The organism is Streptomyces sp. NPDC046203, assembly GCF_040646255.1.
Taxonomy (GTDB): Bacteria; Actinomycetota; Actinomycetes; order Streptomycetales; family Streptomycetaceae; genus Streptomyces.
Genome location: NZ_JBEYZX010000051.1, coordinates 1 through 25512 on the forward strand (window position 1 = coordinate 1; position 25512 = coordinate 25512).

At 70.4% G+C, this 25512-nt stretch carries 28 protein-coding genes; 9 read left to right on the top strand and 19 right to left on the bottom strand.

All coding sequences use genetic code 11. The features are described 5' to 3' along the window. The 10 genes from ABZ990_RS26605 to ABZ990_RS26650 form a co-directional block, all read right to left on the bottom strand. On the bottom strand, positions 1-390 hold a 390-nt coding region (locus ABZ990_RS26605; RefSeq protein ID WP_361236565.1), incomplete at its 3' end, for a hypothetical protein. Between the two features lie 34 nt (positions 391-424). Further along, a complete protein-coding gene (locus ABZ990_RS26610) occupies positions 425-1054 on the bottom strand; it encodes a hypothetical protein (protein ID WP_361236568.1) in 630 nt (209 codons plus the stop codon). After that, on the bottom strand, positions 1051-2184 hold the full coding sequence (locus ABZ990_RS26615) for a hypothetical protein (RefSeq protein WP_361236571.1): 1134 nt from the start codon (positions 2182-2184) through the stop codon (positions 1051-1053). The genes ABZ990_RS26610 and ABZ990_RS26615 overlap by 4 nt, the downstream gene beginning before the upstream one ends. 13 nt (positions 2185-2197) lie before the next feature. Then, the gene (locus ABZ990_RS26620; protein ID WP_361236574.1) at positions 2198-3343 is read right to left on the bottom strand and encodes a hypothetical protein; all 1146 of its coding nucleotides are present in this window, start codon (positions 3341-3343) and stop codon (positions 2198-2200) included. A 188-nt stretch (positions 3344-3531) separates the two neighbouring features. Next, positions 3532-4713, bottom strand: coding sequence for a hypothetical protein (locus ABZ990_RS26625; protein ID WP_361236577.1), 1182 nt, complete (start codon positions 4711-4713; stop codon positions 3532-3534). A 117-nt stretch (positions 4714-4830) separates the two neighbouring features. Next, positions 4831-6027: a hypothetical protein gene (locus ABZ990_RS26630; RefSeq protein WP_361236580.1), complete on the bottom strand. Its 1197-nt coding sequence runs from the start codon at positions 6025-6027 to the stop codon at positions 4831-4833. A gap of 120 nt (positions 6028-6147) precedes the next feature. Continuing rightward, a complete protein-coding gene (locus tag ABZ990_RS26635; RefSeq protein WP_361236583.1) occupies positions 6148-7068 on the bottom strand; it encodes a phage tail protein in 921 nt (306 codons plus the stop codon). Positions 7069-7185: 117 nt separating this feature from the next. Beyond that, complete coding sequence (locus ABZ990_RS26640; protein ID WP_361236586.1) at positions 7186-8433, bottom strand: tape-measure protein; 1248 nt, start codon at positions 8431-8433, stop codon at positions 7186-7188. After that, a complete protein-coding gene (locus ABZ990_RS26645; protein ID WP_361236589.1) occupies positions 8430-9632 on the bottom strand; it encodes a phage tail protein in 1203 nt (400 codons plus the stop codon). The genes ABZ990_RS26640 and ABZ990_RS26645 overlap by 4 nt, the downstream gene beginning before the upstream one ends. A 28-nt stretch (positions 9633-9660) precedes the next feature. Continuing rightward, positions 9661-10662 carry a hypothetical protein gene (locus ABZ990_RS26650; protein ID WP_361236591.1) on the bottom strand — a complete coding sequence of 334 codons (1002 nt, stop codon included), beginning with the start codon at positions 10660-10662 and terminating at the stop codon, positions 9661-9663. Between the two features lie 286 nt (positions 10663-10948). Here ABZ990_RS26650 and ABZ990_RS26655 point away from each other — a divergent pair, with 286 nt between their 5' ends. Beyond that, complete coding sequence (locus ABZ990_RS26655) at positions 10949-11422, top strand: hypothetical protein (RefSeq protein WP_361236594.1); 474 nt, start codon at positions 10949-10951, stop codon at positions 11420-11422. Positions 11423-11445: 23 nt separating this feature from the next. Here ABZ990_RS26655 and ABZ990_RS26660 read toward each other — a convergent pair whose 3' ends face one another. Further along, positions 11446-11643: a hypothetical protein gene (locus tag ABZ990_RS26660; RefSeq protein WP_361236597.1), complete on the bottom strand. Its 198-nt coding sequence runs from the start codon at positions 11641-11643 to the stop codon at positions 11446-11448. 248 nt (positions 11644-11891) lie between these two features. On the opposite strand from ABZ990_RS26660, the gene ABZ990_RS26665 reads away from it, so the two are divergent. Further along, positions 11892-12719 carry a hypothetical protein gene (locus tag ABZ990_RS26665; RefSeq protein WP_361236600.1) on the top strand — a complete coding sequence of 276 codons (828 nt, stop codon included), beginning with the start codon at positions 11892-11894 and terminating at the stop codon, positions 12717-12719. A 273-nt stretch (positions 12720-12992) separates the two neighbouring features. On the opposite strand, the gene ABZ990_RS26670 is transcribed toward ABZ990_RS26665, so the two are convergent. From ABZ990_RS26670 to ABZ990_RS26685, 4 genes are all read right to left on the bottom strand, one after another. Next, complete coding sequence (locus tag ABZ990_RS26670) at positions 12993-13379, bottom strand: hypothetical protein (RefSeq protein WP_361236687.1); 387 nt, start codon at positions 13377-13379, stop codon at positions 12993-12995. Between the two features lie 71 nt (positions 13380-13450). Beyond that, on the bottom strand, positions 13451-13741 hold the full coding sequence (locus ABZ990_RS26675) for a hypothetical protein (protein WP_361236603.1): 291 nt from the start codon (positions 13739-13741) through the stop codon (positions 13451-13453). A 166-nt stretch (positions 13742-13907) separates the two neighbouring features. Next, the gene (locus ABZ990_RS26680) at positions 13908-14522 is read right to left on the bottom strand and encodes a phage tail protein (RefSeq protein ID WP_361236606.1); all 615 of its coding nucleotides are present in this window, start codon (positions 14520-14522) and stop codon (positions 13908-13910) included. 200 nt (positions 14523-14722) lie between these two features. Then, entirely contained in the window at positions 14723-15130 is a 408-nt protein-coding gene (locus tag ABZ990_RS26685) for a hypothetical protein (RefSeq protein WP_361236609.1), read from the bottom strand. Between the two features lie 513 nt (positions 15131-15643). Between ABZ990_RS26685 and ABZ990_RS26690 the strand changes: the two genes are divergently transcribed. Further along, positions 15644-16462: a hypothetical protein gene (locus ABZ990_RS26690; protein ID WP_361236690.1), complete on the top strand. Its 819-nt coding sequence runs from the start codon at positions 15644-15646 to the stop codon at positions 16460-16462. Between the two features lie 109 nt (positions 16463-16571). Here ABZ990_RS26690 and ABZ990_RS26695 read toward each other — a convergent pair whose 3' ends face one another. The 4 genes from ABZ990_RS26695 to ABZ990_RS26710 form a co-directional block, all read right to left on the bottom strand. After that, positions 16572-17042 carry a pyridoxamine 5'-phosphate oxidase family protein gene (locus tag ABZ990_RS26695; RefSeq protein ID WP_361236612.1) on the bottom strand — a complete coding sequence of 157 codons (471 nt, stop codon included), beginning with the start codon at positions 17040-17042 and terminating at the stop codon, positions 16572-16574. Between the two features lie 158 nt (positions 17043-17200). Then, a complete protein-coding gene (locus tag ABZ990_RS26700; RefSeq protein WP_361236615.1) occupies positions 17201-17446 on the bottom strand; it encodes a hypothetical protein in 246 nt (81 codons plus the stop codon). Next, positions 17440-18144, bottom strand: coding sequence for a hypothetical protein (locus tag ABZ990_RS26705; protein WP_361236693.1), 705 nt, complete (start codon positions 18142-18144; stop codon positions 17440-17442). Before ABZ990_RS26705 ends, ABZ990_RS26700 begins: the two co-directional genes overlap by 7 nt. 139 nt (positions 18145-18283) lie before the next feature. Next, positions 18284-18622, bottom strand: a complete 339-nt coding sequence (locus ABZ990_RS26710) for a WhiB family transcriptional regulator (protein WP_361236618.1) — start codon at positions 18620-18622, stop codon at positions 18284-18286. Between the two features lie 277 nt (positions 18623-18899). Between ABZ990_RS26710 and ABZ990_RS26715 the strand changes: the two genes are divergently transcribed. The 6 genes from ABZ990_RS26715 (at position 18900) to nshR (ending at position 25430) form a co-directional block, all read left to right on the top strand. Next, the gene (locus ABZ990_RS26715; RefSeq protein ID WP_361236620.1) at positions 18900-19331 is read left to right on the top strand and encodes a helix-turn-helix transcriptional regulator; all 432 of its coding nucleotides are present in this window, start codon (positions 18900-18902) and stop codon (positions 19329-19331) included. Between the two features lie 650 nt (positions 19332-19981). Next, positions 19982-20353, top strand: a complete 372-nt coding sequence (gene rpsL / locus ABZ990_RS26720) for a 30S ribosomal protein S12 (RefSeq protein ID WP_003948652.1) — start codon at positions 19982-19984, stop codon at positions 20351-20353. A 2-nt stretch (positions 20354-20355) separates the two neighbouring features. Next, positions 20356-20826 (top strand): 30S ribosomal protein S7, encoded by a 471-nt coding sequence (rpsG, locus tag ABZ990_RS26725; RefSeq protein WP_359872649.1) that lies wholly within the window; start codon positions 20356-20358, stop codon positions 20824-20826. Between the two features lie 39 nt (positions 20827-20865). Beyond that, positions 20866-22992, top strand: coding sequence for an elongation factor G (gene fusA / locus ABZ990_RS26730; RefSeq protein WP_361236623.1), 2127 nt, complete (start codon positions 20866-20868; stop codon positions 22990-22992). Between the two features lie 146 nt (positions 22993-23138). Then, complete coding sequence (tuf, locus tag ABZ990_RS26735; protein WP_361236626.1) at positions 23139-24332, top strand: elongation factor Tu; 1194 nt, start codon at positions 23139-23141, stop codon at positions 24330-24332. 285 nt (positions 24333-24617) lie between these two features. Beyond that, a complete protein-coding gene (gene nshR, locus ABZ990_RS26740; protein WP_361236629.1) occupies positions 24618-25430 on the top strand; it encodes an NshR/TsnR family 23S rRNA methyltransferase in 813 nt (270 codons plus the stop codon). Positions 25431-25512: the final 82 nt, after the last annotated feature.

Here is a 25512-nt window from a genome sequence, read left to right on the forward strand (position 1 = left end):
CCCACCCCGCCGACGTCGCCGGGCCTGTTCTGTCCCCCCGAGCTGACCTCCGAGCGGTGGAACCGCGGCGCGGCGGCGCTCGAAGTCCGCGAGGGCCGCGGCGACGGCCCTCGGCACGGCGGTCGGGTCGGGTACGACCGGCCGCCCGCCCTGGCCGTTCACCAGGACGAGGCCGTCGCCGCTCAGCGTGACGTCGTACGACGGACCCTCGGCGAGCTGCGCGGAGACGTACACCGTCGGGTACTCGCCGGTGATCGGGTCCGGCCCGATCAGACCGCCGATGCTGTTGTCGTACAGATGGATGTTCAGCGTGTGGCCGCCCTCGGTCACGGAGGCGCGCCCCGCGTAGTCGATCTCGATGCCCCAGGGCTGGGCGGGGTCGGTGTTCATGGGAAATCCCTCCGGATCGGGTCTGGATGCCGTATCAGGTCTGGATGCCGTGCATCATCACGGGCTGGGCGTAGACCGTGCCGCTGGTGGCCTGGGCGTGGATCTCGACGGTGACGGTCTTGGAGAAGTTGGTCTGGATGTTGCCGGGCAGCGGGCCGGTGTAGTCGTAGGTGCCGCCGGCGGTGACCGTGGGGCCGAACTGCGTGCCGTCGACGAGGACCTTCACCGAACCGGTGCCGCCGCTGGACGCCCGGGTGTACATCGTCAGCCGCATCCTCGGCTGCCACACCGGGTTGAACGACTGGGCGATCATCGTGAACGTGCTGCTGGTCGTCTGCGGCCAGCGGGCCTGGTTCTGGTCCATCGGCGGCAGCATCTGGAGCCACGGCCGGGCGAGTCCGCCGGTGACGATGTCGTCCGCGAAGATCTCGTGGCTGTAGCCGTCGAAGACGCGGATGACCGGCCGGTTGAGCTTCGGGTCGCTGCTGTCCATGACCAGGGCGGTCATGCTGGTCCCGTCGGGGTTGACCCGGCGGACGGTGAACGAGCCGTTCACCACCTGGTTGAGCGCCGGGCGGGTGTTGACGGCCGTCGACAGGGCCTTGATCCGGCTTTCCATCTGGTTCAGCCGGTCGATGATGTCCTCGGGCAGCTGGGGCATCATGCCTCCTCGAGATAGAGGTCGGCGGTGTCGGGCCGGCCGCGCTCCGGCGGGGTGACCTTGACGCCGATGATCCGATAGCGGGCGTCCAGCCCTTGCGCGTACCACTCGTCGGTGATCCGGATCCGCGCGACGCGGCCCAGGAGCTGCGGCGGGACGATCCCGCCCAGATGGATGCCGACCTCCGGGATCACGACGGTGCCGCGCGCCTGGTTCAGCTCCGCGCCCGCCAGCGAGTCGAGCGTGAGCTGGTCGGTGATCTCGTTGTGGTCCGTGGACAGGTCGAGCAGCGGCCAGCCGTCCGCCAGCAGATCCGTGGCGGTCTGCTGGCTGGAGAACAGCGGCCGGGACTCGGCGGCGGCGTTGGAGTTGGTGGACGCGCCGCGGGCCACGGCGGTGGTGCCGCCGCGGGTGGCGTCGTACGGGAAGGAGTACGACAGGATGACGCCGGGCCGGTCGAAGACCAGGTCGGTGGCGCCCGTGATGATCCGGGGCGCACCGAGCCGCAGCTGCTTCACCCGGGCGCCGGTGACCGGGTCGCGGTAGACCAGGATCTGGTGCTCGAAGCCGTTGTCCATGGCCGCGAGCTGATCGAGCGCCTCCAGGTAGACGGTCTCGTCCCCGGGCCGCCAGCTCACCGTGCGCAGCACCTTGGAGTCCGGCTCGTTGCCGAAGGTGATACCGAGCCGGCGGGGCTCCTCGCCGGCGGGCGCGCCCGGGTAGTTCTGGACGTCGAGCTCACGCCACAGCCGGCGGGCGATCTCCAGCTGCTCGGTCGGGGTGGTGTACGTGATCTCGGTACGGATCCGGCGGCGGCTCGCGTACGAGTCGAAGGTCGCCGCCTGGATGCCGAGCGTCAGCACGCCCCGGCCGCTGGACTGGAGGGTGGTCGTCCAGACGATGCCGCCCCACCACAGGTCGCCGCCGCGCTCCAGATAGACCGCGGTGCGGCCCTCGCGGACCTTCTTCACCCGCTCGGCGATGGCCTGGTCGGGGATGGGGACGGTGCCGGACAGCGAGCCCGACTTGCCGATGTAGTCGTCGAACTGGACGTCCCGCAGCGGCAGGATGTCCAGCGTCTGGTCCGTGAGCAGATCGCAGAAGATGGCCCGGTAGGGCGTGTCGAGTGCCATGGCGGACCTCCCTTTAGAGGACGTAGGTGGCGGAGATGCGCAGATTGCGGCCGGCGACCAGGGAGCCGTTGTAGGTCCAGCTGCGGATGGTGATCCCGCCGCCGGTGTAGACGATCGCCGCGCCCATGCCGAAGCCGTCGGAGGCGATGGCCTCGATGTCGACCGCCGGACGCCAGCCGGCGGGCAGGGTGAGCAGCGCCTGGTCGGGGAGGTTGCCGCTGGCGTCGACGTCGATCTTGTCGCCGTTGCGGGTGACGACGACGCTCATGCTGCACAGACCGCTCTTGGTGCGCCGGGCGTTGAAGGAGTTCAGCGTCCAGCCGGTCTGGGCGGTCGCGCCGCTCGTGGTGCTCTCGTTCTCCACCGGCGGCTGGTAGGCCAGCCAGGCCGAACCGTTCCAGCGCTGCAACTGCCCGCCGTTGTAGTCCCGGTACTGGCCGGGGTAACTGCCGGCGGTGACCGTGCCGCTGGGCGCGATGCCGCCGATCTCCTTCGGGTACGGCACCCAGGAGGTGCCGTCCCAGCGCTGGAGGAAGTGGGCGTTGTCGTTGTCCTGGTACTGGCCCGGGTACGAGCCCGGCACACCGCCGTTGTTGTAGACCGGCAGGATGCCGCCGGACGACACGGTGGTGGTGCGCAGATCGGTCGTCGTGCCCGAGGTGGTCCAGTCGATGCCGCCGGTACCCGCCGACGCCCCCGCCTTCACCTTCACGGTGAACAGCACCAGCGAGCGGGCCGGGGCGGCGGGGGCGACCGGCGCGGCCGCCGGGACACCCTTGACGATCTCCACGCCGGCCTCGTACTTGCCGAACGTGTCCACGTCCTGGTCGTAGACGCGCACCACGACGAGGTCGATCCGCGGGTTGAGCGGGTCGCCGTCGGCGAAGGTGATGGTGATGTCCTCGTCGAGGGCGACCGGGTAGGCACCGTCGCTGGTGCCGCCCTGGATGACGGCCTTGCCGGCGTAGACGGTGGCCGTCATCGGGCCGTTGGAGGCCATCCACAGGCCGCCGACGCGGTACTTGCCGTCGTACGTGCCGGGCAGGATGCCGGACCGTACGCCCAGCGGGTTGACGGGGGTGGTGGCGCCGATGTTCGTGATGCGGGTGTTCTGTCGGGTCTGACCAGTGGGCAGCAGCCAGCCGGAACGCATGGGCATGGGATCTCCTGGGATCTCCTGGGAGGGGCGGGCGGGACCGGGGGAAAGCCGGGTGAGGCCGGGGGAGGGGCAGGGGGCGGTCGGCCGAGGGGGCGGTCGGGACCGGGGGTGGGGTGGGGGACGGAACCAGGGGCTGGGGCCGGGTGGCCGGGACCGGGCGAGGCGGTCCCGACCGGGGGCCGCGGTTTCTAGTACTGCGCGTCCACGCGGATGAAGCAGTTGTCGAACTCGGCGGTGACGGTGGCGGCGTTGACCCTGTAGTAGGCGGTCAGGGTGTACGCCGCGCCCGGGGTCAGCCCCGACAGCCGCCGGTGCGTCGACACCGACACGAGGGTGTCGGAGGCGGCGATCGCCGCGTAGTCGTCGCTCGGCTCCTGGACGACCGTGGTGCCCTGGGTGAGCCGGAGCGCCATGTACGCGTAGGTGGAGGTGTTGGAGCGCAGCCGGGTGCCGAAGTGGACGAGCACGGCCTTCGACGCCGGGGCCGTGAAGGTCACCGAGAACGGGGTCTTCACCGTGTCGGTCAGGTTGGGGGTGTACGTGGTCGACTTGGTGGTGCCCGCGTCGCTGAAGTCGTTGTAGTAGCCCCCGCGGAACGCCGGCGCCCACGCGGTGCCGTTCCAGCGCTGCAGCTCGCCGTTGGTGCCGTCGCGGTACTGGCCGACGTAACTGCCCAGCGCGGTGGAGGCCGAGCTCGGCACCACACCGCCGACCGCCTCCGGGTACGCGACCCACTTGCCGCCGTCCCAGCGCTGGAACTGGTTGTTCGCGGTGTCCTGGTACTGCCCCGGGTAGGCGCCCGGCAGCACCGCGTTCTCCACGGGCAGGATGCCGCCGACCGCGACGACCGGGGTGCGCAGGTCCCGCAGGGAGGTGTTCCACGGGATGCCGCCGTTGCCCGCGCTGGCGCCGGCCGGGACCAGCACCTCGTACAGCGGCAGACAGCGCGGCGGGGCGGCCGCCGCGACCGGGGACGCGCTCGGCACGCCCTGGATGACCTCGATCTTCGCCTCGTTGCGGTTGCTGCCGTCGTAGAGGTTGTCGTAGATCCGCAGGGTGACCAGGTCGACGCGGCCGAACTGGGCGTCGCCGGTGGCGAAGGTGACCGGCTCGGAGGCGGGCAGCGTGACCGGGTAGACGCCCTGGGAGATGTCGCCCTGGATGACGGCGCGGCCCTCGGAGACGGTGGCGGTCATGGTGGAGGCGCCGGTCATCCAGAAGCCGGCGAGCCGGTACTTGCCGTCGTAGGAGCCGGGGGTGATGCCGGAGCGGACCTGGACCGGGTTGACCATGGTGGTCGGGGTCTGGGTGAGACGGGTGTCCTCGCGGGTCTGGCCGGTCTCGGCGACCCAGCTGCTGCGCAGATTCACGGTGTTCTCCGATCGGGTGGAGAGGCGGAGGGGTGGGGAGGCGGAGGGGTGGGGAGGCGGAGGGGAGGGCTGCGCGACGGGAGAGGCCGTCGCAGGAGGGCTGTCGCTGGGGGCCGGTCAGGCCTTGAGCCACTCGGCGGTGAGCGTGCAGGAGTAACCGGCGCCGCCGAGCGTGCGGACCGCCGCGGTGTGGCTCTGGTAGCCGGAGAGCTGGACCGTCTTGCCCGCGTCGATGTGGATCAGGGCGGAACCGCCGACGGTGATCGTTCCGTTGGCGGCGGGGGTGAGCCAGCTCATCCGGGACTGGGCGACGCCGTTGACCGAGACACGGGCGCCGCGCATGCCGGTCTGGCCGTCGTTGGACCAGGCGGCCTGGGCGGAGACGCGCCAGTAGCCGGAGCGCGGGACGACGTACGTGTCGGTCCCGTTCCAGCCCTTGGCGTCGTCGGCCTCGACGGTCGGCAGGGTGAGCAGGGTCCAGGTGTTGGGAGCGATGCTCTGGGCCTCGGTGGTCTGCCACTGCGTGGCGGCGAAGAGGATCTTCCCCTTGCCCTCGGCGTACTGCCAGGCGGCACCGTCCCAGCGCTGGAGGACGCCGGCGTTGTCGCGGTACTGCCCGGTGTAGCCGCCGGTCGTCGCGGTGCCGCTGGGCGCGATGCCGCCGATCGGCTTCGGGTACGACACCCAGGTCGTACCGTCCCAGCGCTGGAGCAGACCGGAGACATCGCGGTACTGGCCGACGTACGCGCCCTTGAAACCACTCGTCGGCATGATCCCGCCGAGCGCCGTCATCGGGTAGTGCAGCGTCGTGACGGCGCTCTGCCAGGCGATGCCCCCGGAGCCGGCCGAGGTGCCCGCCGGGACGGCCACCGTATAGAGCGGGAAGGCGCTGCCGGGACCGGAGGCCGGGGCCACCGGGGTGGCCGCGGGCGTGCCCTTGACCAGCCGGATCACGGCCTCGGCCCGCCCGCTGTCGTCGTAGGCGCTGTCGAGGACGGCCAGTTCGATCAGGTCGATCCGGCCGTACTGCGGGTCGCCGTCGGTGAGCGTCAGCGTCTCGGCGGCGGTCACCGCGATCATGTACGCGCCCTGGGCGGTGTCGTTGCCCTGGACGACGGCCCGGCCGGTGCCGATCACACACTGCATCGCGGCCGTGCCGGTCAGCACGAGCCCGCCCGGCACGATGCCGGGCCGGGACCGCAGCGGGGTCTCGGCGGCGCTCTGCCCGCTGGGGGTGAGCAGCGCGGACAGTGCCATCCGGGTGTCCTCGCGGGTCTGGCCGGTGGACTGGAGCCAGGCGGCTCGTACGGTCATCGCTTCACCTCGGCGGTCGGGCTGGTGGGGTGGTGCGGGTGGGGGTGCGGGGAGTGGTGCGGGTGGTGCCCGTGGGGGTGCGGGGACCAGGGCCGTCGAGTACGGCGGTGGGGGTGCCGGCTACCACTCGGCGCTGCGCCAGCGGACGGTCATCAGCGCGTCGGGCGTGGCGCCGTCGGGCCGGAACGCCAGCTCGGTGCGGCCCGGTTCGAGCACGAACAGCTCCTCCGGACTGGAGTCGGCCATCGCGGTGTGGCGGCGGGACGCGGTGTTGTTGAGGGTGACCGTGCCCGCGGCCGTGTCCACGATCAGCTCGTCCCCGGCGGCCAGGTCGATCGCGTACCGCAGCCGGCGCTGGCTGACCCGCTCGGTGACGGTCGGCATGGAGCACGGGCCGCGGAAGACGATCACCGGGTGGGTGGCCGCGGAACCGGTGTTCTCGGCGACGGCGTCCCCGGTGGACTTGGCCTGGCCCCAGTTGAGCGGCCAGGTCAGCGGCCAGGTCAGACCGGACTCCGGCTGCGGGGCCGTGGTGGACGCCGACTGCTCGTAGACGGCGTACCGGCGCGGGTCGGAGGCCAGCCACTGCACCGACATGCGCGAGCTGCCCTGCGTGGCGAAGCCCTGGTCGGCCGGGACCACCCGCTGGGCGATCCGGGCGCGTACGGCGAGCAGCTCGCCGTGCAGCCGTACGGTCAGCCAGCGCTCCTCGTCCATCAGGGCGAGCGCCTGGCGCAGTGCGCGCAGGGCCTCGGGGACGCCGTCGAACTCCGGCATCAGGACGATCGTGCCGCCGACCTTGCGCGGCTTGGCGTAGCGGGAGCCCGGCCAGGCGCCGTGCGAGGTGGGCCGGTCGGCGTCGGAGGAGTCGTACTCCGGCAGGTCCTCCCAGCCGGACAGACCGGAGCGGTCCACGGCGAAGGGGGTGCCGGGGCCGATGAGCAGCCCGGCCCACTGCATCTGCCCGTCCTGGGTGATGAGCGAGCCGGGGGCGAGATCGGCGGTGTAGTTGCCGGCGTAGCCGGTGGAGTTCTCGGCCATGAGGCCGTCACCTCACTTCTGAGGGCGGGTGGATGGGGGCGGGGAGGGGCAGGGCGCATGGGTGCGCCGGGCGCCGGGCGGCGTGGGGGGAGGGGTGCAGGTGGGGCGCGCGGGGCGTCAGCAGTGCGCGCCGGCGAGGAACAGCAGGTCCTCGGCGGTCGACCGGGGACCGGCCCCCGGGTCCTCGTGGAAGTCCCGGATCCGGTGCGGCGGCCGGGGCGCCTCGGTGACCGCCGGGACACGGCGGTTCTCCAGGACGGTGAGCGGGTCGATGCGGGGAGCGTCGGTGGCGCCGGGGAAGACGACACCGCCCTCGGCGAGCATCGGCAGCTTGGGGATGTCGACACCGAAGTGCTTGCCGAGGAAGTCGAAACTCAGCTTGTTGAGGCCGTCGATGATCCAGTTGGCGAAGGCGGCGAGACCGCTGATCGGCCCCTTCACCACCCCGAGCACCGCGCTCAGCCCGCCCTTGACCAGCTCGCCCATCCCGTGGAGCGCCTTGCCCAGCGCGTCCTTGGCGTGCCGGAAGAAGCCCGGCACGGACTCGGTGAAGAAGGACAGGAAGGGGTGGATCGCGCTCTTGATCCCGCCGATCGTGCGCGACGCGATGCCGCGCAGCGCGTCGAGGGCGGACGTGACGGTGGACCGGACGTGGGTGAGGCCGTCGACGGCGGCGACGACGACCTTCAGGACGGTGACGATGACGGTGAGGTAGGCCTTGAAGTAGGTCCCGACGACCGTGCCGATCACCTTGAACACCGGCTGGAGGAACTTCCAGACGGACTGGAAGCCCTTGAGGGCCTGCTGGAAGACCTGCTTGATGATCCGCTGGCCGGTCTCGGTGTTCACGGCGTACTCGATGAGCCAGGCGGCGACCGGGACGAGGATGCCGGCGAGGAAACCGAGCGGGCTGCTCTTCATGGCCAGGTTGACGCCGGTCATGGCGACGGAGGCGACCTCCATCACCGTGCCGTAGGTGTCCATCAGCCTGGTGATCGTGTCCGCGAACGGCAGCAGCGGGAGCAGCAGGTCCAGCAGCATGCCGAGCGCCGGTCCGCCGAGCAGCCCGGCCACGGTTCCCGCCTTGCCCGCCACGGTGCCGAGCTTCCGGAATCCGTTGGCCGCCTTGGACTGCTGGATGCGACGGACGGGGCCGGCTGCATCGGACGCGTCACGGCCGAGGGCGCGCAGGGACGTTCCGGCCGTACGCAGTCCACTGGCGAGCTTGTCCATGCCGCCGGACGCCCGCTGCGCGTCCTCCTTGATCCGCTTGAGCGCGCCGCCCGCGTCGCCGAGTCCGCGCCGCAGCGTCGTGAGGGCCGGTTCGGCGCCCCGGAACGGGTTGCGGAAGGCGGCGGCACTCATCCGCGTGCCTTCGCCAGGTACATCAGCGCGTCGGCGGTGGACTGCGGGTCACTGCCCCGGGACGCGTGATAGTGCTCGATGTGCAGCCCGGCGCCCATGCCCTGGCCCGCCTGCATCTGCGCGTGCATCCGGGCGCGGCGGGCGGTGACGGCGAGCAGCCGGTCCAGCTTGGACAGCGGGAGGACGGCCTCGGCCTCGCCGGCCTCGGCGATGATCGCCGGGACACCGCCGTTGCGGGGCATGACGACACCACCGGTGGCGAGCATCGGGATGGTGGGGATGCTGACGCCGAAGGTCTTGCCGCCGACGAGGGGCACCCAGCCGGGGACGCTGACCTTGACCTGGTTGAGGGCGCCGATCATGCGGTTGATCAGGCCGATGACGGCGTTGATCGGGCCGGAGACACCGCTCTTGATGCCGTCGAACGCCCGGGACGCGATGTCCTTCAGGCCGTTCCAGATGGACGACATCTTGTCCTTGACGGCGTGGAAGGCGTTCGGGACCGCGCTCTTGATCCAGTCGATCACCGGGGTGATCACGGCCTTGATGCCGTTCCAGACACTGCCGACGACCGTCTTGATCGCCTTCAGGACGGTGGTGATGACCGTCTTCCAGATGTTCACGTAGGTCTTGATGACGGTCGCGACCGCCTTGACGACCGCGGTGACGGCGGTCTTGATGCCGTTCCAGACCGTCTTGATCAGGGCGCCGGCCTGCTTCATGATCGGGCCGACGGCCTTCATGACGGCGCTGATCACGACCTTGATCGCGTCGAACGCCTTCTTGATGACCTTCTGCATCGTCTTCGACTCGGACGCCATCTCGACGACCTTCTCGATGAGCGGCATGAAGAGTTCGAGGAGACGGGCGAGCAGATTGCCCTTCATCGACTTGTTGAGCTTGTCCTGGCCCTTGGACGCCTTGCCGGCGCCGGACTCGTACTTGCCGAGCTTGGTTCCGGCCGTCTCGCCCGTCTTGCCGGCCTTCGTCATCGCCTTCTCGGCGTTGTCCGAGGCGGTCTTCAGACTCTTGAGCTGAGTGCTGGAGCCCTGGGCGTTGCTCTTGAGGTTCTTCAGCTGACCGGACGCGGAGTTGCCGGCGTCCCCGGCCTTCTTGATGTCGGTGGAGGCGCCGGCGGCCTGCGTCTTGAGGGCACGCAGGGCGTCGGACGCCTTTTTCACGGAGTTGGTGAGAGACATGGGTCACCTCCTTTCGGGGGTGGGTGGGTCAGACCGCACTGGAGAGTGAGTCGGCCGCGGCCCTGAGACGTCTGAATGCCTCGGCCGAGTCGTTGCCCGCCTTGGCGAGCCGCTCCGCGGACCGCGCGGCGGAGGCGAGGCTGCTGGACTTGGGGATCTTCCGCGGATCGAAGTGGCGCTGAGCGCTGGCCAGCTTGCCGGTGGCAGTGGCCATTTGCTTGATCTTGGCGGGGTCGGCCGAGGTCATGGCCGTGTTGAGCCGCTCGACCTTGTGGGGGTCCGGCAGCTTCTTGGGGTTGTGGTGCTTGACGGCGCCGGTGAGCTTGCCGAGTGCCCTGGCGAGGCTGGTGACCTTTTCGTGGTCGAGGCCGTTGACGGCTGTCTTGACGCTTGTCATGCCCTCCCCGGTCTTGGTGAGGGCGCTCGCCTTCGGCGTCTTGCGGATCGCGGTGTTGAAGTCGCGGACCTTCGGGTTGAGGTCGGCGAGGGCCTCACGCAGGCCGGCGAGGTCCGACGCGTCCGGCGGGTTGGCAAGGGAGCGGAGGCCGCCCGCGCCGTCCTCGCGGCCACGGACGTGGTCGCGATCCTGGAGGCGGGGGAAGGTCCCGTCGTCGTTCATCGCCAGGATCTGGTTACGGGCGACACGGCCGCCGGTGGCCGTGGAGACACCGTTCAGGATCTTGCTCTGGATCCACCGCTGCATGTTCGTGAAGTTGGTCAGCAGCAGGAGGCCGATCGCGGGAACGGCGAGGCCGACGAAAGCCGAGGCGAAATAGGGGGCGACTACCTTGAAGCCCTCGCCCTCCTTGATCTTTTCGACGCCGGCGGCGACGCCGCCCAGTCCGGCGGCTTCCAACCAGTCGGTGATCGGGGCCTTGGTCGAATCCTTGTGGATGTCGGCGATCTTCGAGGAGATGTCGCCTTCGAGTTTGCTCTTGATCTGAAAGACGGCGCCTTGGGTCTGGCTGCCCTGTGCGGAGAGGGAGTTGAGTGTCGCCTCTCCTCCTGTCGGGTCCGGTGTGTGGGACATGGGTTGCTCCGCTTCCGGCCGAGATCGGCCAAGCGCTGAAAGCCCCTGCCGAGGGGGGGCTTCGGCAGGGGCTCGTAAGGGGAGGGCGGTTCGTCCGGGTGATGCGACCGGTGCCTGGCGGAGGGGAACCGCGCGGGCTGTGGGCCGCGTGTCCGAACGCCCTTCGTGCGCGGGAGTGCTCGCGAGCCGCGATCTCGGCGTCGGGGTGGCGAGCGGGTGCTGAGGCGGGGTGGGGCGGGGTGGGGCGGCTCTGTCGGTGGGGGCCGCCGCGCCCTACGATCACCGCGTGATGACCAAGGGGGGCAAGGTGGAGGCGCCGGCGGCGGGTCCGGGGCGCGAGTCGCGGGGCCGGTCGTCCGGCCAGGAGAACTGGGCGGCGTGGTGGTGGATCCCGCTCGGGATCGTCGTCCTCGCGGCTGCGGGCTGGGGGCTCTCCGGGTGGATCGAAGGCGGGTGCCCGCCGAATCCGCTGGATGACTGTGTCGTGTACGGCCGCTATCGGTGGCTCAAGCGGCTGTTCTTGGTCATGGTCGTCCCCGCCTTGGCCGTCTGCGACGCCGGCCTGAGGGCCGACCGCTGGCCGCCCGTCGCCGGGCTGGCGCTCGGTGCCGCCGCGGTCGGGGCGTACGAGGTCGTCCAGGCGACGGAGCGGTCGGTGTGGCATGCCGTGCCCGCGGTGCTGTTTCTCGTGCTCGCCGCCGTCGCACCGCTCGTCGGCCGGTGCCGCGTGCGGGCGAGGAGGCGTACGGAGGTCCGCTGAGGGGAGGGGAAGGGGAAGGGAGGTCAGGCCCGCCTGCGGCGGGCCTCGGCCAGGGCGTCGTTCCAGCCGGCCTTGTACGCGTGGAGTTCGCGGGCCGCGAGTTCGGCGTCGACCGTGGCGAGCAGGGCGCGTTTGTCGAGGGAACCGGGGCCCTGGAGCAGTGCGTCGAGGCGGTCATGGAGCTTGCTGCCCGAGTGGTTTCCTCCGGCCTGGGACGTCATGGTGACCTGCCTTCCGACTATCGATCGTGCGTGCGAAGCATTGTCGAACAAGTGTTCGGGCTTGTCGAGCATGAAACACCTGACGTGGCGTCTTCCCGACGGCACGGGGCAGCGGTTGAACCTCGATGAGCGCCTGCGGGCGGCCCGGGTACTCTGGAGGACGCGTTCCCTGCACCTGACACAGTCGGGGGGCGAGGGGCGCGAGGGGCGCGTGGGGACCCCAGGGGGTTGGAAGGCAGTGCGGACGCATGGAAACGGAGCCGAGCGCTAGCCGGCGGGAGCAGGCCATCGACTGGCTCGCAGCCCACCCGGACCTGCCCCATCTCTTCGCCCGTGTCGCCGAGCTCGTCCACGTCGCCGGGTACGCCCCCGAGGACCTCGTCGTCATGCCGCGCGCGGAGGCGGACCGGCGCGAGACCACCGCGTTCACCGCCGGCTGGGCCGAGGCCGTCTCGGACGAACTCCCCCGGATACGGCGCGAGTACGAGAAGCGGGTGGCCGACGCGTACGCGCAGGGCCAGGCCGACGCCCGGGGCATCCGGCAGCCCCAGCGCCGCCAGGACAATCCGGATGGCGCCCGGGTCATCGCGCTGCCCTTCGCCCGGCTGCTCGAACCGCCCGCCTCCGTGGTCCGCGCCGAAGAGCGGGTCCGCCGGGAACGGGAGATGTTCGAGCGGCGCGGCGACTGCGAACGCGTGCCAGAGTCGGAACCCGAACCTGAGCCCGAACCGGAACTTGAGCCCGAGTCGGGGCAGGAACCCGAGCCCAAGCCCGCGTTCGAACCCGCGCGTGAACCGGAATCCGGTACGAGGCCGGGGACCGGGTCCGAAGCGCGGGTCGCGGCCCAGGAGAGCCGGACCCGCCGGAACCCTCAGCCGGTACGGAAGGTGGTACGCGGCAAGGGCGGGCGCCCGATCGTGCCGCCGCTCGACGGCGTGCCCGGACAGCCCGTCGCGCGCGACGCCGAGAACGGTGAACCGGACGGACGCGCCGGCGGCCGGGGCCGCCGGCTCTCCGACCGGGCCAGGGAGCTGGAGGAACGCGCACAGGAAGTGCCCCCGGAGCGCGCTCCCTGACGGGAACGGGCTCCGGGGTCCGGCGAGTTCGGCTGGTTCGGCGAACTCGACGGATTCGGTGAGCCTGCCGGGCCTGTCGGGCCTGCCGGGCCTGCCGGGCCTGTCGGGCCTGCCGGGCCTGTCAGGCCTGTTGGGTCTGTCGGACCCGGAGGACTCGCCGGATCTGCCAGAGCCACCGGGCGCGACGGACCCACCAGAGTCGACAGGCGGGCCCGTCGGCCCATCGGAGCCGCCGCGCCCGCTCGCGCTACCAGGCCCGCGCGCGGGCGAGGCTCAGCCGAAGAAGCGGGCCAGAGCACCAGGGCTGACGGCCTCGCCGCCGGCCTCCAGCACGGTGCGCCCGCCCTCGCCCCCGGCGCCGTTCTCACCGTCCGCGCCGGCTTCGTCCCCGTCCCCGTCCTCGTCGCCCTCCGGCGAACTCGGACGCGGGACCGGCTGCGGCGGCTCCGGCTGGTCGTCGTCCTCGCCGGTGTTGACGCAGGCGAACATCCAGTTGGAGACCGCGAGATGATCCACCGCCGCCGCGAGCAGATGGTCGGTGACCGACCACTCCGCGCCCTCGCCGTGGATCTCGCGCAGCACGGCGCTGTCGTTCGGCAGATGTTTGATCAGCACCGACAGACGTCGGCTGGACAGCGTGCCGCGGTGCCAGTCGAGCAGGTCGGTGCCGTAATGACGGAGCAGGTCCGCCTCGAGTGCCTCGGCGTGTTCGTCGACGAACTCGACGAGGCTCAGTCTTCCCCCAGGCCGAGCCCGGTCTCCTTGCCGTAGGCCTCCAAGATGGCGGCGATGTCCTGCATGGTGATGTCGTGCTGCTCGAAGCGGGCGAACTGCGCCTCGCCCATCAGGAGTTCGAGCAGCCCGTCCACGTCGTTGTCGTCGAGCTTGCGCAGGGCCTTCGCCGTCGCGCGGGAGAGCTCGGTGGGGAGGGTGTAGGTCTCGCCGTCCAGTTCGAAACTCCAGGTGCGGCCGGCGGCCTCCTGGCGCTGGGCGCGAGCGGCGTTGACGTCGAAACGGGCCATGGTGCGTACTCCTGTGTCCGAGTGCGTGAGGTGCGGGAAGAGAGGAGAGAGGGAGAGAGGGGGAGGGGGAAAGGGCGGGAAGGAAGGGTGGAGCGGAGGGTGCGAGCGGGAGAGGCCCCGGGTGGGGCGGGCCGACGGTCGCCGGCCCGCCCCGCCCGGGAGGGGATCAGCCCGCGGCGTACTGGCTGTCCTTCATGAGGAAGGTGGCCAGCGGCTTGCCGTCGCCCTTGGACATCGCGGTGAACGTGATGCCCAGCTGGGAGGCGGCCTTGCGGGCCAGCTTGATGTCGTCGGTCGCCGTCACCTGGCCGCGGGCGATCACGAAGCGGTAGGTGACCTTGTCCGTGGAGCCCGCCTTGACGTCGGTGAACTCCAGGCCGAGGGCGCGCACGTCCGCGTACGGACGCTCCGCGATCTCGTAGCGGTAGACGTCGGACGCGGCCGGCGGAACGGCCTCGGACTTGACGTCGCCGCCGCCCATGAAGAACGGCATCGTCAGCTCGTTGAACTGCAGCAGCGAGAACTTCAGCGACAGGTCGCGCGCCGAGTAGATGTAGTGCACCGGGGAGACCGACTGCCACGAGTCGATGGCCTCCAGCTTGTCCTTCTTCGAGAAGGTGACACCGTCGCCGGTGGTGAAGCCCAGGTCCTTCCAGCCCGCGCCGGTCCAGTCGGTGGTGCTGTCGGTGCCGAAGGCGGTCGGGGCGGCGGTGCCGGCGTCGGCCACGAAGAGCTTGCCGATTCCGGCGACGCGGATCTCGGCGGAGTTGTTTCCTGCCATGGTGGGTTTCTCCTTGTAGAGAGGGTGGGGTCACCGCCCCGGACCGGAGGGATTTCCGGTCCGGGTACGGCGAAGGCCCCGCCGGAGGGGCCGGCGAGGCCTGGTCTGTGGGGAGCGCCGGAGCGGCGCTCGGGGGTGTCGCGCGGGGGTGCCGCGCGGGCGGATCCGGGGGCGACGAGCCGCCCCGGTCGCGACCCGGTCTAGAAGACGGTCAGCGCGAGCTGGATGACGCAGAGGTAGCGATTGGCGCCCCGGTACAGGTAGTCGGGCATCCAGCGCGGACCGTCCATCTCCTCCACGTCCTGGACGAGATTGACGCCGACCTGCTTGCCGATGGTGGCGAGCAGCGCCCGCCGGGCCGCGTTGGCGAGGATGTGGGCCGCGTTCTTGGTCGGGCCGTACACCTCGAACTCGATCAGCGGCTTGTCGACGTGCAGATCGCCGATCCAGGCGCCGCCGCGGCGGTTGACCAGGACGGCGTTCTGCGTGCCGTCGAAACCGGTGGGCGCCTGGACGGCGACCGTGACGCCGGCCAGCGCCGGGTCGGCCTTGAGGACGTCGACGACCAGCTTCTCGACGTCCGGGAACGCACTCGGGGGAGTGGTCATGACTGCTCCTCGGGGTCCTCGGGAGGGGAAGGGCGGGCGGCCGTCCGGGGCGCTCGACGCGGGGGAGGGGGCGAGGGGCGCGGAGCGCGCCCGGACGGCGAACGGCGAAGCCGCCGCCCGTCCTGCGGGCGCAGCTCCGCCGCTGCACCAACTGTGACAGAGAGCGTGCGCGCACGCAACTAGTTCGGGATCCGATCGCCCACCCGATTGCCCACCTGACCGGGAACACGACCGTCCGGCCGCCTGCCCGACTCCTCGCAGGACCCTTGAAAGCCCAGCTCAGGGGGCCTGATAGTGGGGCAGCCCACCCGGCGGGCCACCGTCCGCCGCGCGCCGAACCAGGAGCCGTCCGTGCCCTCCGTACCCCCTGCGCCCTCCGTACCCCCTGCGCCCTCCGTATCCCCTGCGTCATCCCCTGCGTCCCCTGTCCCCGCCGTGCCCTCGACCGCGTCCGAACCGTCCCCGCCGCCGGTACGTGCCGCCCGCACCGCCGGCGCCGCCCGCCGCCCCCGCCTGCTCTACGTCACCGACCTCGCCTATCCGGCCCGCGGCCGGCGCTACTGCGACGAGGACATCGACCTCACCGCCCGGCTCCGCACCGACTTCGACCTCGCCCTGTGCCACCCGCGCGACGCAGCCGCCCTCATGGACGGCTTCGACGCCGTGGTCGTCCGCAACAGCGGCCCCGTCCTGCACTACCAGGACGACTACGACGCCTTCCGCGCCGCCGCGATCGCGCGCGGCATCCGCGTCTACAACCCGCCGCACGGGCGTGCCGACATGGCGGGCAAGCAGTACCTGGTCGACCTCACCGCCGCCGGCTACCCCGTCATCCCCACCGTCGACCGCCCCGAGCACGCCGACCGGCTGCCCGCCGCCGAGCTGTACGCGGTCAAGCCCAAGGCGGGCGCCGACTCCATAGGGCTGCGCTTCCTGCCGTACGAGGAACTCGCCGCGCTCGACGACCACACCGCCGCCGGCACGCTCCTCTTCCAGCCCCGGATCGACTTCCTCCACGAGGTGTCCTTCTACTTCGTGGACGACCGCTTCCAATACGCGCTGTACGCCCCCGACCCCGAGCGCCGCTGGGTCCTGGAGCCGTACGAGCCCACCGAGGACGATCTGCGCTTCGCCCGCCGCTTCATCGACTGGAACACCCTCGACCACGGCATCCAGCGCGTCGACGCCTGCCGGACCCGGGAGGGCGCGCTGCTCCTCGTCGAGCTGGAGGATCTCAACCCGTATCTCTCCCTCGACCGGGTCGCGGAGCCCGTACGGGAGCGTTTCGTCGCCGACCTGACGGAGTCGCTGCACGCGTTCCTCGCGGTCTGAGGCCCGCCGCCCACGCGAAACGCCCGGCTGGGGAAGAACCCCAGCCGGGCGTTTGTCGAGATGTCCGATCACTCCGGTCACGGCGTGATCGCTCGGATCACGGCCCGTCTCACTCCGCGTCCCCCGCCTCCCCCGTGTCTTCCACGGCCGCGTAGCTCAGATCGCGCGCTGTCAGGGACGAGGGGACCAGCCTCAGCCAGACTGTGCCCCGCACCTTTGGATCGTCGTACAGGTAGTGGACGAAGCGCGGGTCCCACCGGGATTCGTCCGGACCCAGGTAGCGGACCAACGTGCGGCGGCCACGGGCGACATCGAAGGGGACGAGTTCGGCCCGCCCCCGAGCGACGACCTGGCGGACAAGGCCGGTGGCGACGTCGCACACGTCCACCACGAGGGCGATCCGCGGATCCGCGCTCACCCGGTGGAAGAGCCTGGTCCAGGGGCCGGTCAGGATCCAGAAGGCACCTTCCTCCCAGACGAACCACACGGGCCGCACGGTCGGACCGTCGGTCGCCACATGGGCGGTGAGCGGCCGGCTGAGGAAAGCGTCGATGTCGAAATCGAAGGGCGAAGACCTCATGCCGCCATGGTCGTTCCGCCGTCCGAGGCCGAACACCCCGACCTTCGACCTACGTCCCAGGGGCAGGCGGTGCTTGTCGACTGATCGGGGCGCGGGACGCTTCGTCGGGGCATATGCCGGGATCGCTGGCATCGGTCAGGCCAGCCGGATCAGTCGGATCAGGCGGTACGGGGCCGGCGCCGCGCCGCGCGTTCCGCCGCGAAGACGTCCTCCAGCCGGAACAACTGCGCCCGCCCCGCCTTGCCCGCCGCCCGCAGATGGCCCAGCTGGACCCACTTGCGGATGGTCGCCGGGGCGACGCCCGCCTCCTCGGCGGCGAGCGGCCCCGGGATCAGGGCCGGCAGGGCCGGCAGGGTCGGCAGGGACCGTGCGGTCGCCGTGGTCGCCGCCGTCGCACTCAGCATGAGGTCTCCATCGTGTCGTCCATCGCCGCTTCGATCTCGTCCGTACGGGCCCCCGACGCGTCCGCCAGCTCCGCCCACTGATCCTCGGGCCACAGATGCCGGTAGGCCGGGTCGTCCTGACAGCCGCATGCCGCGTCCGTACACAGGCACGCCGGGTTCACGCACAGCACCGCCCGCCGGTCCGGGAAGGCCCGCAGCGACACCGAGTCGCACCACGGGCAGCGCCCCGAGACCCGTACGACCGTCTCCGCGTCGCCCAGCGTCCGCGCGCAGCGGCGGGCCATCCGGCGGATCTCGTCCCGTACGTGCCGGGCGAGCACGGGGTACGCGGCGACCGCGTCCCGCAGACCGACGATCCGGCGCAGCCGCTCCACGACCCCCGCCCGGCGCGGCCGGGGGAGTCCGAGCCGGGCGCACACCGCCTCCTCCAGCTCCACCACGCCGTCGGTGATGTCGCGGATGGTGTCGGAGACATGGAGCCGGATGGGCGCGGCACCGTGCCCGGGGACGACCAGGCCGTGCCGCTGTTCGAGCAGCAGCGCCTCGCGCCGCTCGGCGCGGATCAGTTCGTCGTGGCCCGGGCGCGGGGCGGTGGCGGGAGCGGCCGGGGCGGGCCCCCGGCGGCCGGGCGCGAGCTCCTCGGCCAGCTCGGGGAACTGGCGTACGAGGGAGGCGGCCCACAACGTGAGGTCCCGCATCACCCGCTCGTCCGCCGGGTGTCCGCCGGCCGGAGGCGCGGGGTGTCCGTCGGCCGGGGCCGCCAGGTGCGCGTCGGTCGGGGTCGCCGTCCGTCCGTCGGTGTCGCGCGGCGCTCGCGCCGCGTCCGTACCGGATCGCTCAGCCACGGTCGCCTCCGGAGGCGAGGCCGGCCAGGTGGTCCGGGCGGCTTGTGCGGGTCGCGTCGGTCCCGCCGTCCGTATCGATCCCGGCCGCACCGCCGCGCCCGCGGCGCGGCCGTACCGGACGTCCGTTGCGCCACAGACGGCCCGCGCAGACGCCGTCGAACCAGCTCTCGGCCGGGGCGACGACCGTCTCGCACTCGCGGCTCACGGGGCAGACGGCGCAGGCCCGCAGGGCCGGGGCCGCCTCCTTGCCGCGCCGGGAGAAGACGACGGTCGGGGAGAGGCCGGCGCACGCGGCGGTGGCCTGCCAGGGGGAGGTGTCGGGCTGCTGCAAGGAGTTCTCCACGGTCCGGGCCCCCGCCCCGCGGGCCGGGGGCCCACGGACTCGGGAGGCCGACGAGTGCGGCGCGGAGCACGATAAGCATGTTGCGTGCGAGCGCGCAACCAACTTCTTTCCGAAGGCATGGTGATCCCTTTGCGGCCTCCCGGTCACCTTCCGTATTTCTTCACTGATTCGTCACGGTTGCGTGCCCGAAAGCACGTAATTCTGTGCGCGCAAGCACGCTAAGGTAAGGGGCCCGTAAGGGTGGGGGAGTGAGGGAGCAGGACACATGAGCACTCAAGGACTCGACGAGTTCGCGGGCTGGGTCGAGGGCCTGATGCGGGCTCGCGGCTACGACATCGACAGCCCCCGGGGCGGCGGGAAGTCGCGGATCGCCGACGAGGCCGGCGTACACCGCGCCGCCGTGACCCGGCTGCTGCAGCGGCAGAGCATGCCCGACCTGGAGACCATGCGCAGGATCGCCCCGCTTCTCGGGGTGTCGGTCCGCGACATGCTGATCCGGTCCGGGCGAGTGAGCCCGGAGGAGTTGCCGCTGGCCGCGGATCTGCTGCCGCCGGGCGACTGGCAGCCGACCATGGAGGACTTCGCGCGCTGGCTCGGCGTCCCCGACGAGCGGATGGGCGTCTTCGTGAAGGTCGTCAACCAGTTCCTCGACCCCGAGGTGGACGAGCCCGGCACCCGCCGTACCGCCCAGGACTGACCCGGGGGCGACGGGTTCCGGCCACCGGCCCCGGCGGCCGTACCCCGTCACGCCCACCGTCACGCCCACCGGCACGCCCGCCGGCGGCACCCGCCGGTCACGCGTGCCGGCCGCGCCCGCCCCACCCCGAGCCCCGATCCCGCCCCCGATTCCGAGCCCCTGCGGCACCCCCGCCCGGAACCTCTCATTCCGCGCAGGTGCCGCCCGGGATCCCACCCGAGACCTTTCCGCCCCCGCCTCCTCCCCGAGACCTCCACGACCCCTCACGGCCCCCACAGACCCCCCACGGGCCCTCCCGGGGTCCTCCAGGAGGTCACCCGGAGCCTCGGGGGAGGATCGGCGGAGGGTCGATGGAGGGTCGACCCCGGGCCCGCCCCGGGCCGCCGTTTCGGCCGACCGCCCGGGGTTCTGCCTGCGTGGGCATTTGTTTTGACCGGAGTGCATGCGGTAGGTACGCTCATGCCTTGTGCCTGGGGTGTGCCCGGAGCCGAGTGCGTGTCCTCAACCGCACACAAGGTTCCGAAACCGGCCACCGTGATCCGCACCTTTCCGCCCTCGGCGGAGGTCCGCGTGATTCGACACACCCGACCGCGTGGGTCGGCGACGTTCCAGGTTAGTTTTACGATCGGCACACAGAAACCGGAGAAGTAGTGCCTACGATCCAGCAGCTGGTCCGGAAGGGCCGGCAGGACAAGGTCGAGAAGAACAAGACGCCCGCACTCGAGGGTTCCCCTCAGCGCCGCGGCGTCTGCACGCGTGTGTTCACGACCACCCCGAAGAAGCCGAACTCGGCCCTCCGTAAGGTCGCGCGTGTGCGTCTGACCTCCGGTATCGAGGTCACGGCCTACATTCCGGGTGAGGGACACAACCTGCAGGAGCACTCCATCGTGCTCGTGCGTGGTGGCCGTGTGAAGGACCTGCCGGGTGTTCGCTACAAGATCATCCGCGGTTCGCTTGACACCCAGGGTGTCAAGAACCGCAAGCAGGCTCGCAGCCGCTACGGCGCCAAGAAGGAGAAGTAAGAATGCCTCGTAAGGGCCCCGCCCCGAAGCGCCCGGTCATCATCGACCCGGTCTACAGCTCTCCTCTTGTCACCTCGCTGATCAACAAGATCCTGCTGGACGGCAAGCGTTCCACCGCCGAGCGCATCGTGTACGGCGCCATGGAGGGTCTTCGTGAGAAGACCGGCCAGGACCCGGTCATCACGCTGAAGCGCGCTCTCGAGAACGTCAAGCCGTCCCTCGAGGTCAAGTCCCGCCGTGTCGGTGGCGCCACCTACCAGGTGCCGATCGAGGTCAAGCCGGGTCGTGCCTCCACCCTCGCGCTGCGCTGGCTGGTCGGTTACTCCCGCGCCCGTCGCGAGAAGACCATGACCGAGCGCCTCATGAACGAGCTCCTCGACGCCTCGAACGGCCTCGGTGCTGCCGTCAAGAAGCGCGAGGACACGCACAAGATGGCCGAGTCCAACAAGGCCTTCGCGCACTACCGCTGGTAGTCGCAACCCACATCGAGACCGAGAGAAGACTGAAGCCTTATGGCTACCACTTCGCTTGACCTGGCCAAGGTGCGCAACATCGGCATCATGGCCCACATCGACGCGGGCAAGACGACCACCACCGAGCGGATCCTGTTCTACACCGGCGTTTCGTACAAGATCGGTGAGGTCCACGACGGCGCCGCCACGATGGACTGGATGGAGCAGGAGCAGGAGCGTGGCATCACGATCACGTCCGCTGCCACCACCTGCCACTGGCCGCTCGAGGACGTCGATCACACGATCAACATCATCGACACGCCGGGTCACGTCGACTTCACCGTCGAGGTGGAGCGTTCGCTGCGCGTGCTCGACGGTGCTGTCACCGTGTTCGACGGCGTCGCCGGCGTCGAGCCCCAGTCCGAGACTGTCTGGCGTCAGGCGGACCGCTACGGCGTTCCGCGTATCTGCTTCGTCAACAAGCTCGACCGTACGGGTGCCGACTTCCTCCGCTGCGTGGGCATGATCGACGAGCGCCTCGGCGCGACCCCGATCGTCATGCAGCTCCCGATCGGTGCCGAGGCCGACTTCCAGGGTGTCGTCGACCTCGTCCGCATGAAGGCTCTCGTCTGGTCCGCCGACGCGAGCAAGGGCGAGATGTACGACATCGTCGACATCCCGGCCGACATGCAGGAGCTCGCCGAGGAGTACCGCGGCAAGCTGCTCGAGGGTGTCGCCGAGAACGACGACGAGATCATGGAGATGTTCCTGGAGGGCACCGAGCCCACCGAGGAGCAGCTCTACGCGGCCGTCCGCCGCATCACGATCGCGTCGGGTTCGAAGGACTCCACCACGGTCACCCCGGTGTTCTGTGGCACCGCGTTCAAGAACAAGGGCGTTCAGCCCCTGCTCGACGCCGTCGTGCGCTTCCTCCCCTCGCCGCTCGACGTCGAGGCCATCGAGGGCCAGGACGTCAAGGACGCCGAGAAGGTCATCCTTCGCAAGCCGTCCGAGGACGAGCCGCTGGCCGCCCTCGCGTTCAAGATCGCGAGCGACCCGCACCTCGGCAAGCTCACCTTCGTCCGGGTTTACTCGGGCCGCATGGAGGCCGGCACCGCGGTGCTGAACTCCGTGAAGGGCAAGAAGGAGCGCATCGGCAAGATCTACCGTATGCACGCGAACAAGCGTGAGGAGATCGCGTCGGTGGGCGCCGGTGACATCGTCGCCGTCATGGGTCTGAAGCAGACCACCACCGGTGAGACGCTGTGTGACGACAAGGCCCCGGTCATCCTGGAGTCCATGGACTTCCCGGCGCCGGTCATCCAGGTCGCCATCGAGCCCAAGTCCAAGGGTGACCAGGAGAAGCTGGGTGTTGCCATCCAGCGTCTCGCGGAGGAGGACCCCTCCTTCCAGGTTCACTCGGACGAGGAGACCGGCCAGACCATCATCGGTGGTATGGGCGAGCTTCACCTCGACATCCTCGTCGACCGTATGCGTCGCGAGTTCAAGGTCGAGGCGAACGTCGGCAAGCCGCAGGTCGCGTACCGCGAGACGATCCGCAAGGCCGTCGAGCGCGTGGACTTCACCCACAAGAAGCAGACCGGTGGTACCGGTCAGTTCGCCAAGGTGCAGATCGCGATCGAGCCGATCGAGGCCGGCGAGGCCTCGTACGAGTTCGTGAACAAGGTCACCGGTGGCCGCATCCCCAAGGAGTACATCCCCTCGGTGGACGCGGGTGCGCAGGAGGCCATGCAGTTCGGCATCCTGGCGGGCTACGAGATGACCGGTGTCCGTGTCATCCTGCTCGACGGTGCCTACCACGAGGTCGACTCCTCCGAGCTCGCCTTCAAGATCGCCGGTTCGCAGGCGTTCAAGGAGGCCGCGCGCAAGGCGTCCCCCGTGCTCCTCGAGCCGATGATGGCCGTCGAGGTCACCACGCCCGATGACTACATGGGCGAGGTCGTCGGCGACATCAACTCCCGCCGTGGCCAGATCCAGGCCATGGAGGAGCGTCACGGTGCTCGCATCGTGAAGGGCCTCGTGCCCCTGTCGGAGATGTTCGGCTACGTCGGAGACCTCCGCAGCAAGACCTCGGGTCGCGCAAGCTACTCGATGCAGTTCGACTCCTACGCCGAGGTTCCGCGGAACGTCGCCGAGGAGATCATCGCGAAGGCCAAGGGCGAGTAACGCTCCGCGTTCCCACGCTTTAGGCTTGACACCGACCGCCGGGGAAGGACCCGGAAGGGAACATCCCCGGCGGACGGCACCCCAGCAAAGATCATCCTGGCGCCGATGAAGCAAGGCGTTCAGAACCACTCCACAGGAGGACCCCAGTGGCGAAGGCGAAGTTCGAGCGGACTAAGCCGCACGTCAACATCGGCACCATCGGTCACATCGACCACGGTAAGACGACCCTCACGGCCGCCATTACCAAGGTGCTGCACGACGCGTACCCGGAGCTGAACGAGGCCTCGGCGTTCGACCAGATCGACAAGGCTCCCGAGGAGCGCCAGCGCGGTATCACGATCTCGATCGCGCACGTCGAGTACCAGACCGAGTCGCGTCACTACGCGCACGTCGACTGCCCCGGTCACGCCGACTACATCAAGAACATGATCACCGGTGCTGCCCAGATGGACGGCGCCATCCTCGTGGTCGCCGCCACCGACGGCCCGATGCCGCAGACCAAGGAGCACGTGCTCCTGGCCCGCCAGGTCGGCGTTCCGTACATCGTTGTCGCCCTGAACAAGGCCGACATGGTGGACGACGAGGAGATCCTGGAGCTCGTCGAGCTCGAGGTCCGTGAGCTCCTCACCGAGTACGAGTTCCCGGGCGACGACCTGCCGGTCGTCCGCGTCTCCGCGCTCAAGGCCCTCGAGGGCGACAAGGAGTGGGGCGAGAAGCTCCTCGGCCTCATGAAGGCCGTCGACGAGTCGATCCCGCAGCCCGAGCGTGACGTCGACAAGCCGTTCCTGATGCCGATCGAGGACGTCTTCACGATCACCGGTCGTGGCACCGTCGTCACCGGTCGTATCGAGCGTGGTGTCCTCAAGGTCAACGAGACCGTCGACATCATCGGCATCAAGACCGAGAAGACCACCACCACGGTCACCGGCATCGAGATGTTCCGCAAGCTGCTCGACGAGGGCCAGGCCGGTGAGAACGTCGGTCTGCTCCTCCGTGGCATCAAGCGCGAGGACGTCGAGCGCGGCCAGGTCATCATCAAGCCCGGTTCGGTCACCCCGCACACCGAGTTCGAGGCCCAGGCCTACATCCTGTCGAAGGACGAGGGTGGCCGTCACACCCCGTTCTTCAACAACTACCGCCCGCAGTTCTACTTCCGTACCACGGACGTGACCGGCGTCGTGACCCTCCCCGAGGGCACCGAGATGGTCATGCCGGGCGACAACACCTCCATGACCGTCGCGCTGATCCAGCCCGTCGCCATGGAGGAGGGCCTCAAGTTCGCCATCCGTGAGGGTGGCCGTACCGTCGGCGCCGGCCAGGTCGTCAAGATCAACAAGTAAGTCCGCTTGCTTGTCGCTTGATTGACCGGGTGGCTCCGTAGGAGCGCTCGAATCACGCGAAGGGCCCGTACGACTCCGGTCGTACGGGCCCTTCGTCGTACCCGGGAACCCGGGCGTCCCTCCCCAGGGGGCCCGTGCCCCGCTGTCCCGCGCTCCGGGCATTTCCCGCCTGGGAATGCGGAAAAGCGGGGTTTCGCCAGGGAAATCAATTCGGGAGCGGGGCCGTCGCCGGCCCCTCCCGAAAGGGTCCGAATCGGTCACAACCCCTGTGCTAACGTCTCCGTCGTGCCCAATCTTGACGTTATTGTCGACCGTTCCGACCCCGCGGTGCAGCGCATCGTCGATGTGACCAAGCCTTCCCGGTCCGTCGTGCGCACAGTGCTGATCGAGGACATCGAGCCCCTGCTGCAGAGCATCCGCGCCGGGGTCGAGTTCGCCGAGGTCTACGGTCTCGACACCGTGCCGGTGCCGGGCGACCTGCTCGACGCGTGCGAAAAGCGCGGAATTCCGATGCGGCTGCTCTCCGCCGCGGTCGCGAATCAGGTTTTCAAGACCGAGAAGAAGCCCAAGGTCTTCGGTATCGCCAAGGTTCCGCCGGCCGGCCGATTCGCCGATCTGGAGAGCCTCGCCGGTGATGTCGTCCTGCTCGACGGCGTGAAGATCGTCGGCAACATCGGCGCCATCGTGCGGACCGCGTTCGCGCTCGGTGCCGCCGGTGTCGTCCTGGTCGACAGCGGTCTCGGCACCATCGCCGACCGCCGGCTCATCCGCGCCAGCCGCGGCTATGTGTTCTCCCTGCCGATCGTCCTCGCCTCGCGCGAGGAGGCGCTCGCCCACTTCGGCGGCAGCGGGATGCGCCCGGTGGTCTTCGAGGCCGACGGCAAGCTCTCCGCGAGCGAGCTCGACGGCATCGACGAGCGGCTCGTGCTCGTCTTCGGCAGCGAGAAGACCGGCCCGTCGGGTTCGTTCGCCGGGGTCGCCGCCGAGACGGTGTCCATCCCGATGAACCCCGCCGCCGAATCGCTCAACGTCTCCGTCTCGGCCGGCATCGCCCTGCACGCCCGGGCCCGCCGCAACCTCGCGGCCGCCGCCGGCTGACCGGCCTCCCGGCGCGCGTGCGCGTCCACACGGCTCCCGGGCCCGCCTTCCTTCGTGGGAAGGCGGGCCCGCTTCGTGCCGT

Bases quoted from the DNA above. Each gene is read 5' to 3' on its own strand.
- ABZ990_RS26620 (WP_361236574.1), bottom strand. From the start codon at position 3,343: ATGCCCATGCGTTCCGGCTGGCTGCTGCCCACTGGTCAGACCCGACAG.
- ABZ990_RS26705 (WP_361236693.1), bottom strand. From the start codon at position 18,144: ATGCGGGACCTCACGTTGTGGGCCGCCTCCCTCGTACGCCAGTTCCCC.
- ABZ990_RS26640 (WP_361236586.1), bottom strand. From the start codon at position 8,433: ATGAGTGCCGCCGCCTTCCGCAACCCGTTCCGGGGCGCCGAACCGGCC.
- ABZ990_RS26675 (WP_361236603.1), bottom strand. From the start codon at position 13,741: ATGGCCCGTTTCGACGTCAACGCCGCTCGCGCCCAGCGCCAGGAGGCC.
- ABZ990_RS26695 (WP_361236612.1), bottom strand. From the start codon at position 17,042: ATGAGGTCTTCGCCCTTCGATTTCGACATCGACGCTTTCCTCAGCCGG.
- ABZ990_RS26680 (WP_361236606.1), bottom strand. From the start codon at position 14,522: ATGGCAGGAAACAACTCCGCCGAGATCCGCGTCGCCGGAATCGGCAAG.
- ABZ990_RS26650 (WP_361236591.1), bottom strand. From the start codon at position 10,662: ATGTCCCACACACCGGACCCGACAGGAGGAGAGGCGACACTCAACTCC.
- ABZ990_RS26660 (WP_361236597.1), bottom strand. From the start codon at position 11,643: ATGACGTCCCAGGCCGGAGGAAACCACTCGGGCAGCAAGCTCCATGAC.
- ABZ990_RS26630 (WP_361236580.1), bottom strand. From the start codon at position 6,027: ATGACCGTACGAGCCGCCTGGCTCCAGTCCACCGGCCAGACCCGCGAG.
- ABZ990_RS26635 (WP_361236583.1), bottom strand. From the start codon at position 7,068: ATGGCCGAGAACTCCACCGGCTACGCCGGCAACTACACCGCCGATCTC.
- ABZ990_RS26610 (WP_361236568.1), bottom strand. From the start codon at position 1,054: ATGATGCCCCAGCTGCCCGAGGACATCATCGACCGGCTGAACCAGATG.
- ABZ990_RS26715 (WP_361236620.1), top strand. From the start codon at position 18,900: ATGAGCACTCAAGGACTCGACGAGTTCGCGGGCTGGGTCGAGGGCCTG.
- ABZ990_RS26685 (WP_361236609.1), bottom strand. From the start codon at position 15,130: ATGACCACTCCCCCGAGTGCGTTCCCGGACGTCGAGAAGCTGGTCGTC.
- ABZ990_RS26645 (WP_361236589.1), bottom strand. From the start codon at position 9,632: ATGTCTCTCACCAACTCCGTGAAAAAGGCGTCCGACGCCCTGCGTGCC.
- ABZ990_RS26700 (WP_361236615.1), bottom strand. From the start codon at position 17,446: ATGCTGAGTGCGACGGCGGCGACCACGGCGACCGCACGGTCCCTGCCG.
- rpsG (WP_359872649.1), top strand. From the start codon at position 20,356: ATGCCTCGTAAGGGCCCCGCCCCGAAGCGCCCGGTCATCATCGACCCG.
- ABZ990_RS26665 (WP_361236600.1), top strand. From the start codon at position 11,892: ATGGAAACGGAGCCGAGCGCTAGCCGGCGGGAGCAGGCCATCGACTGG.
- ABZ990_RS26615 (WP_361236571.1), bottom strand. From the start codon at position 2,184: ATGGCACTCGACACGCCCTACCGGGCCATCTTCTGCGATCTGCTCACG.
- fusA (WP_361236623.1), top strand. From the start codon at position 20,866: ATGGCTACCACTTCGCTTGACCTGGCCAAGGTGCGCAACATCGGCATC.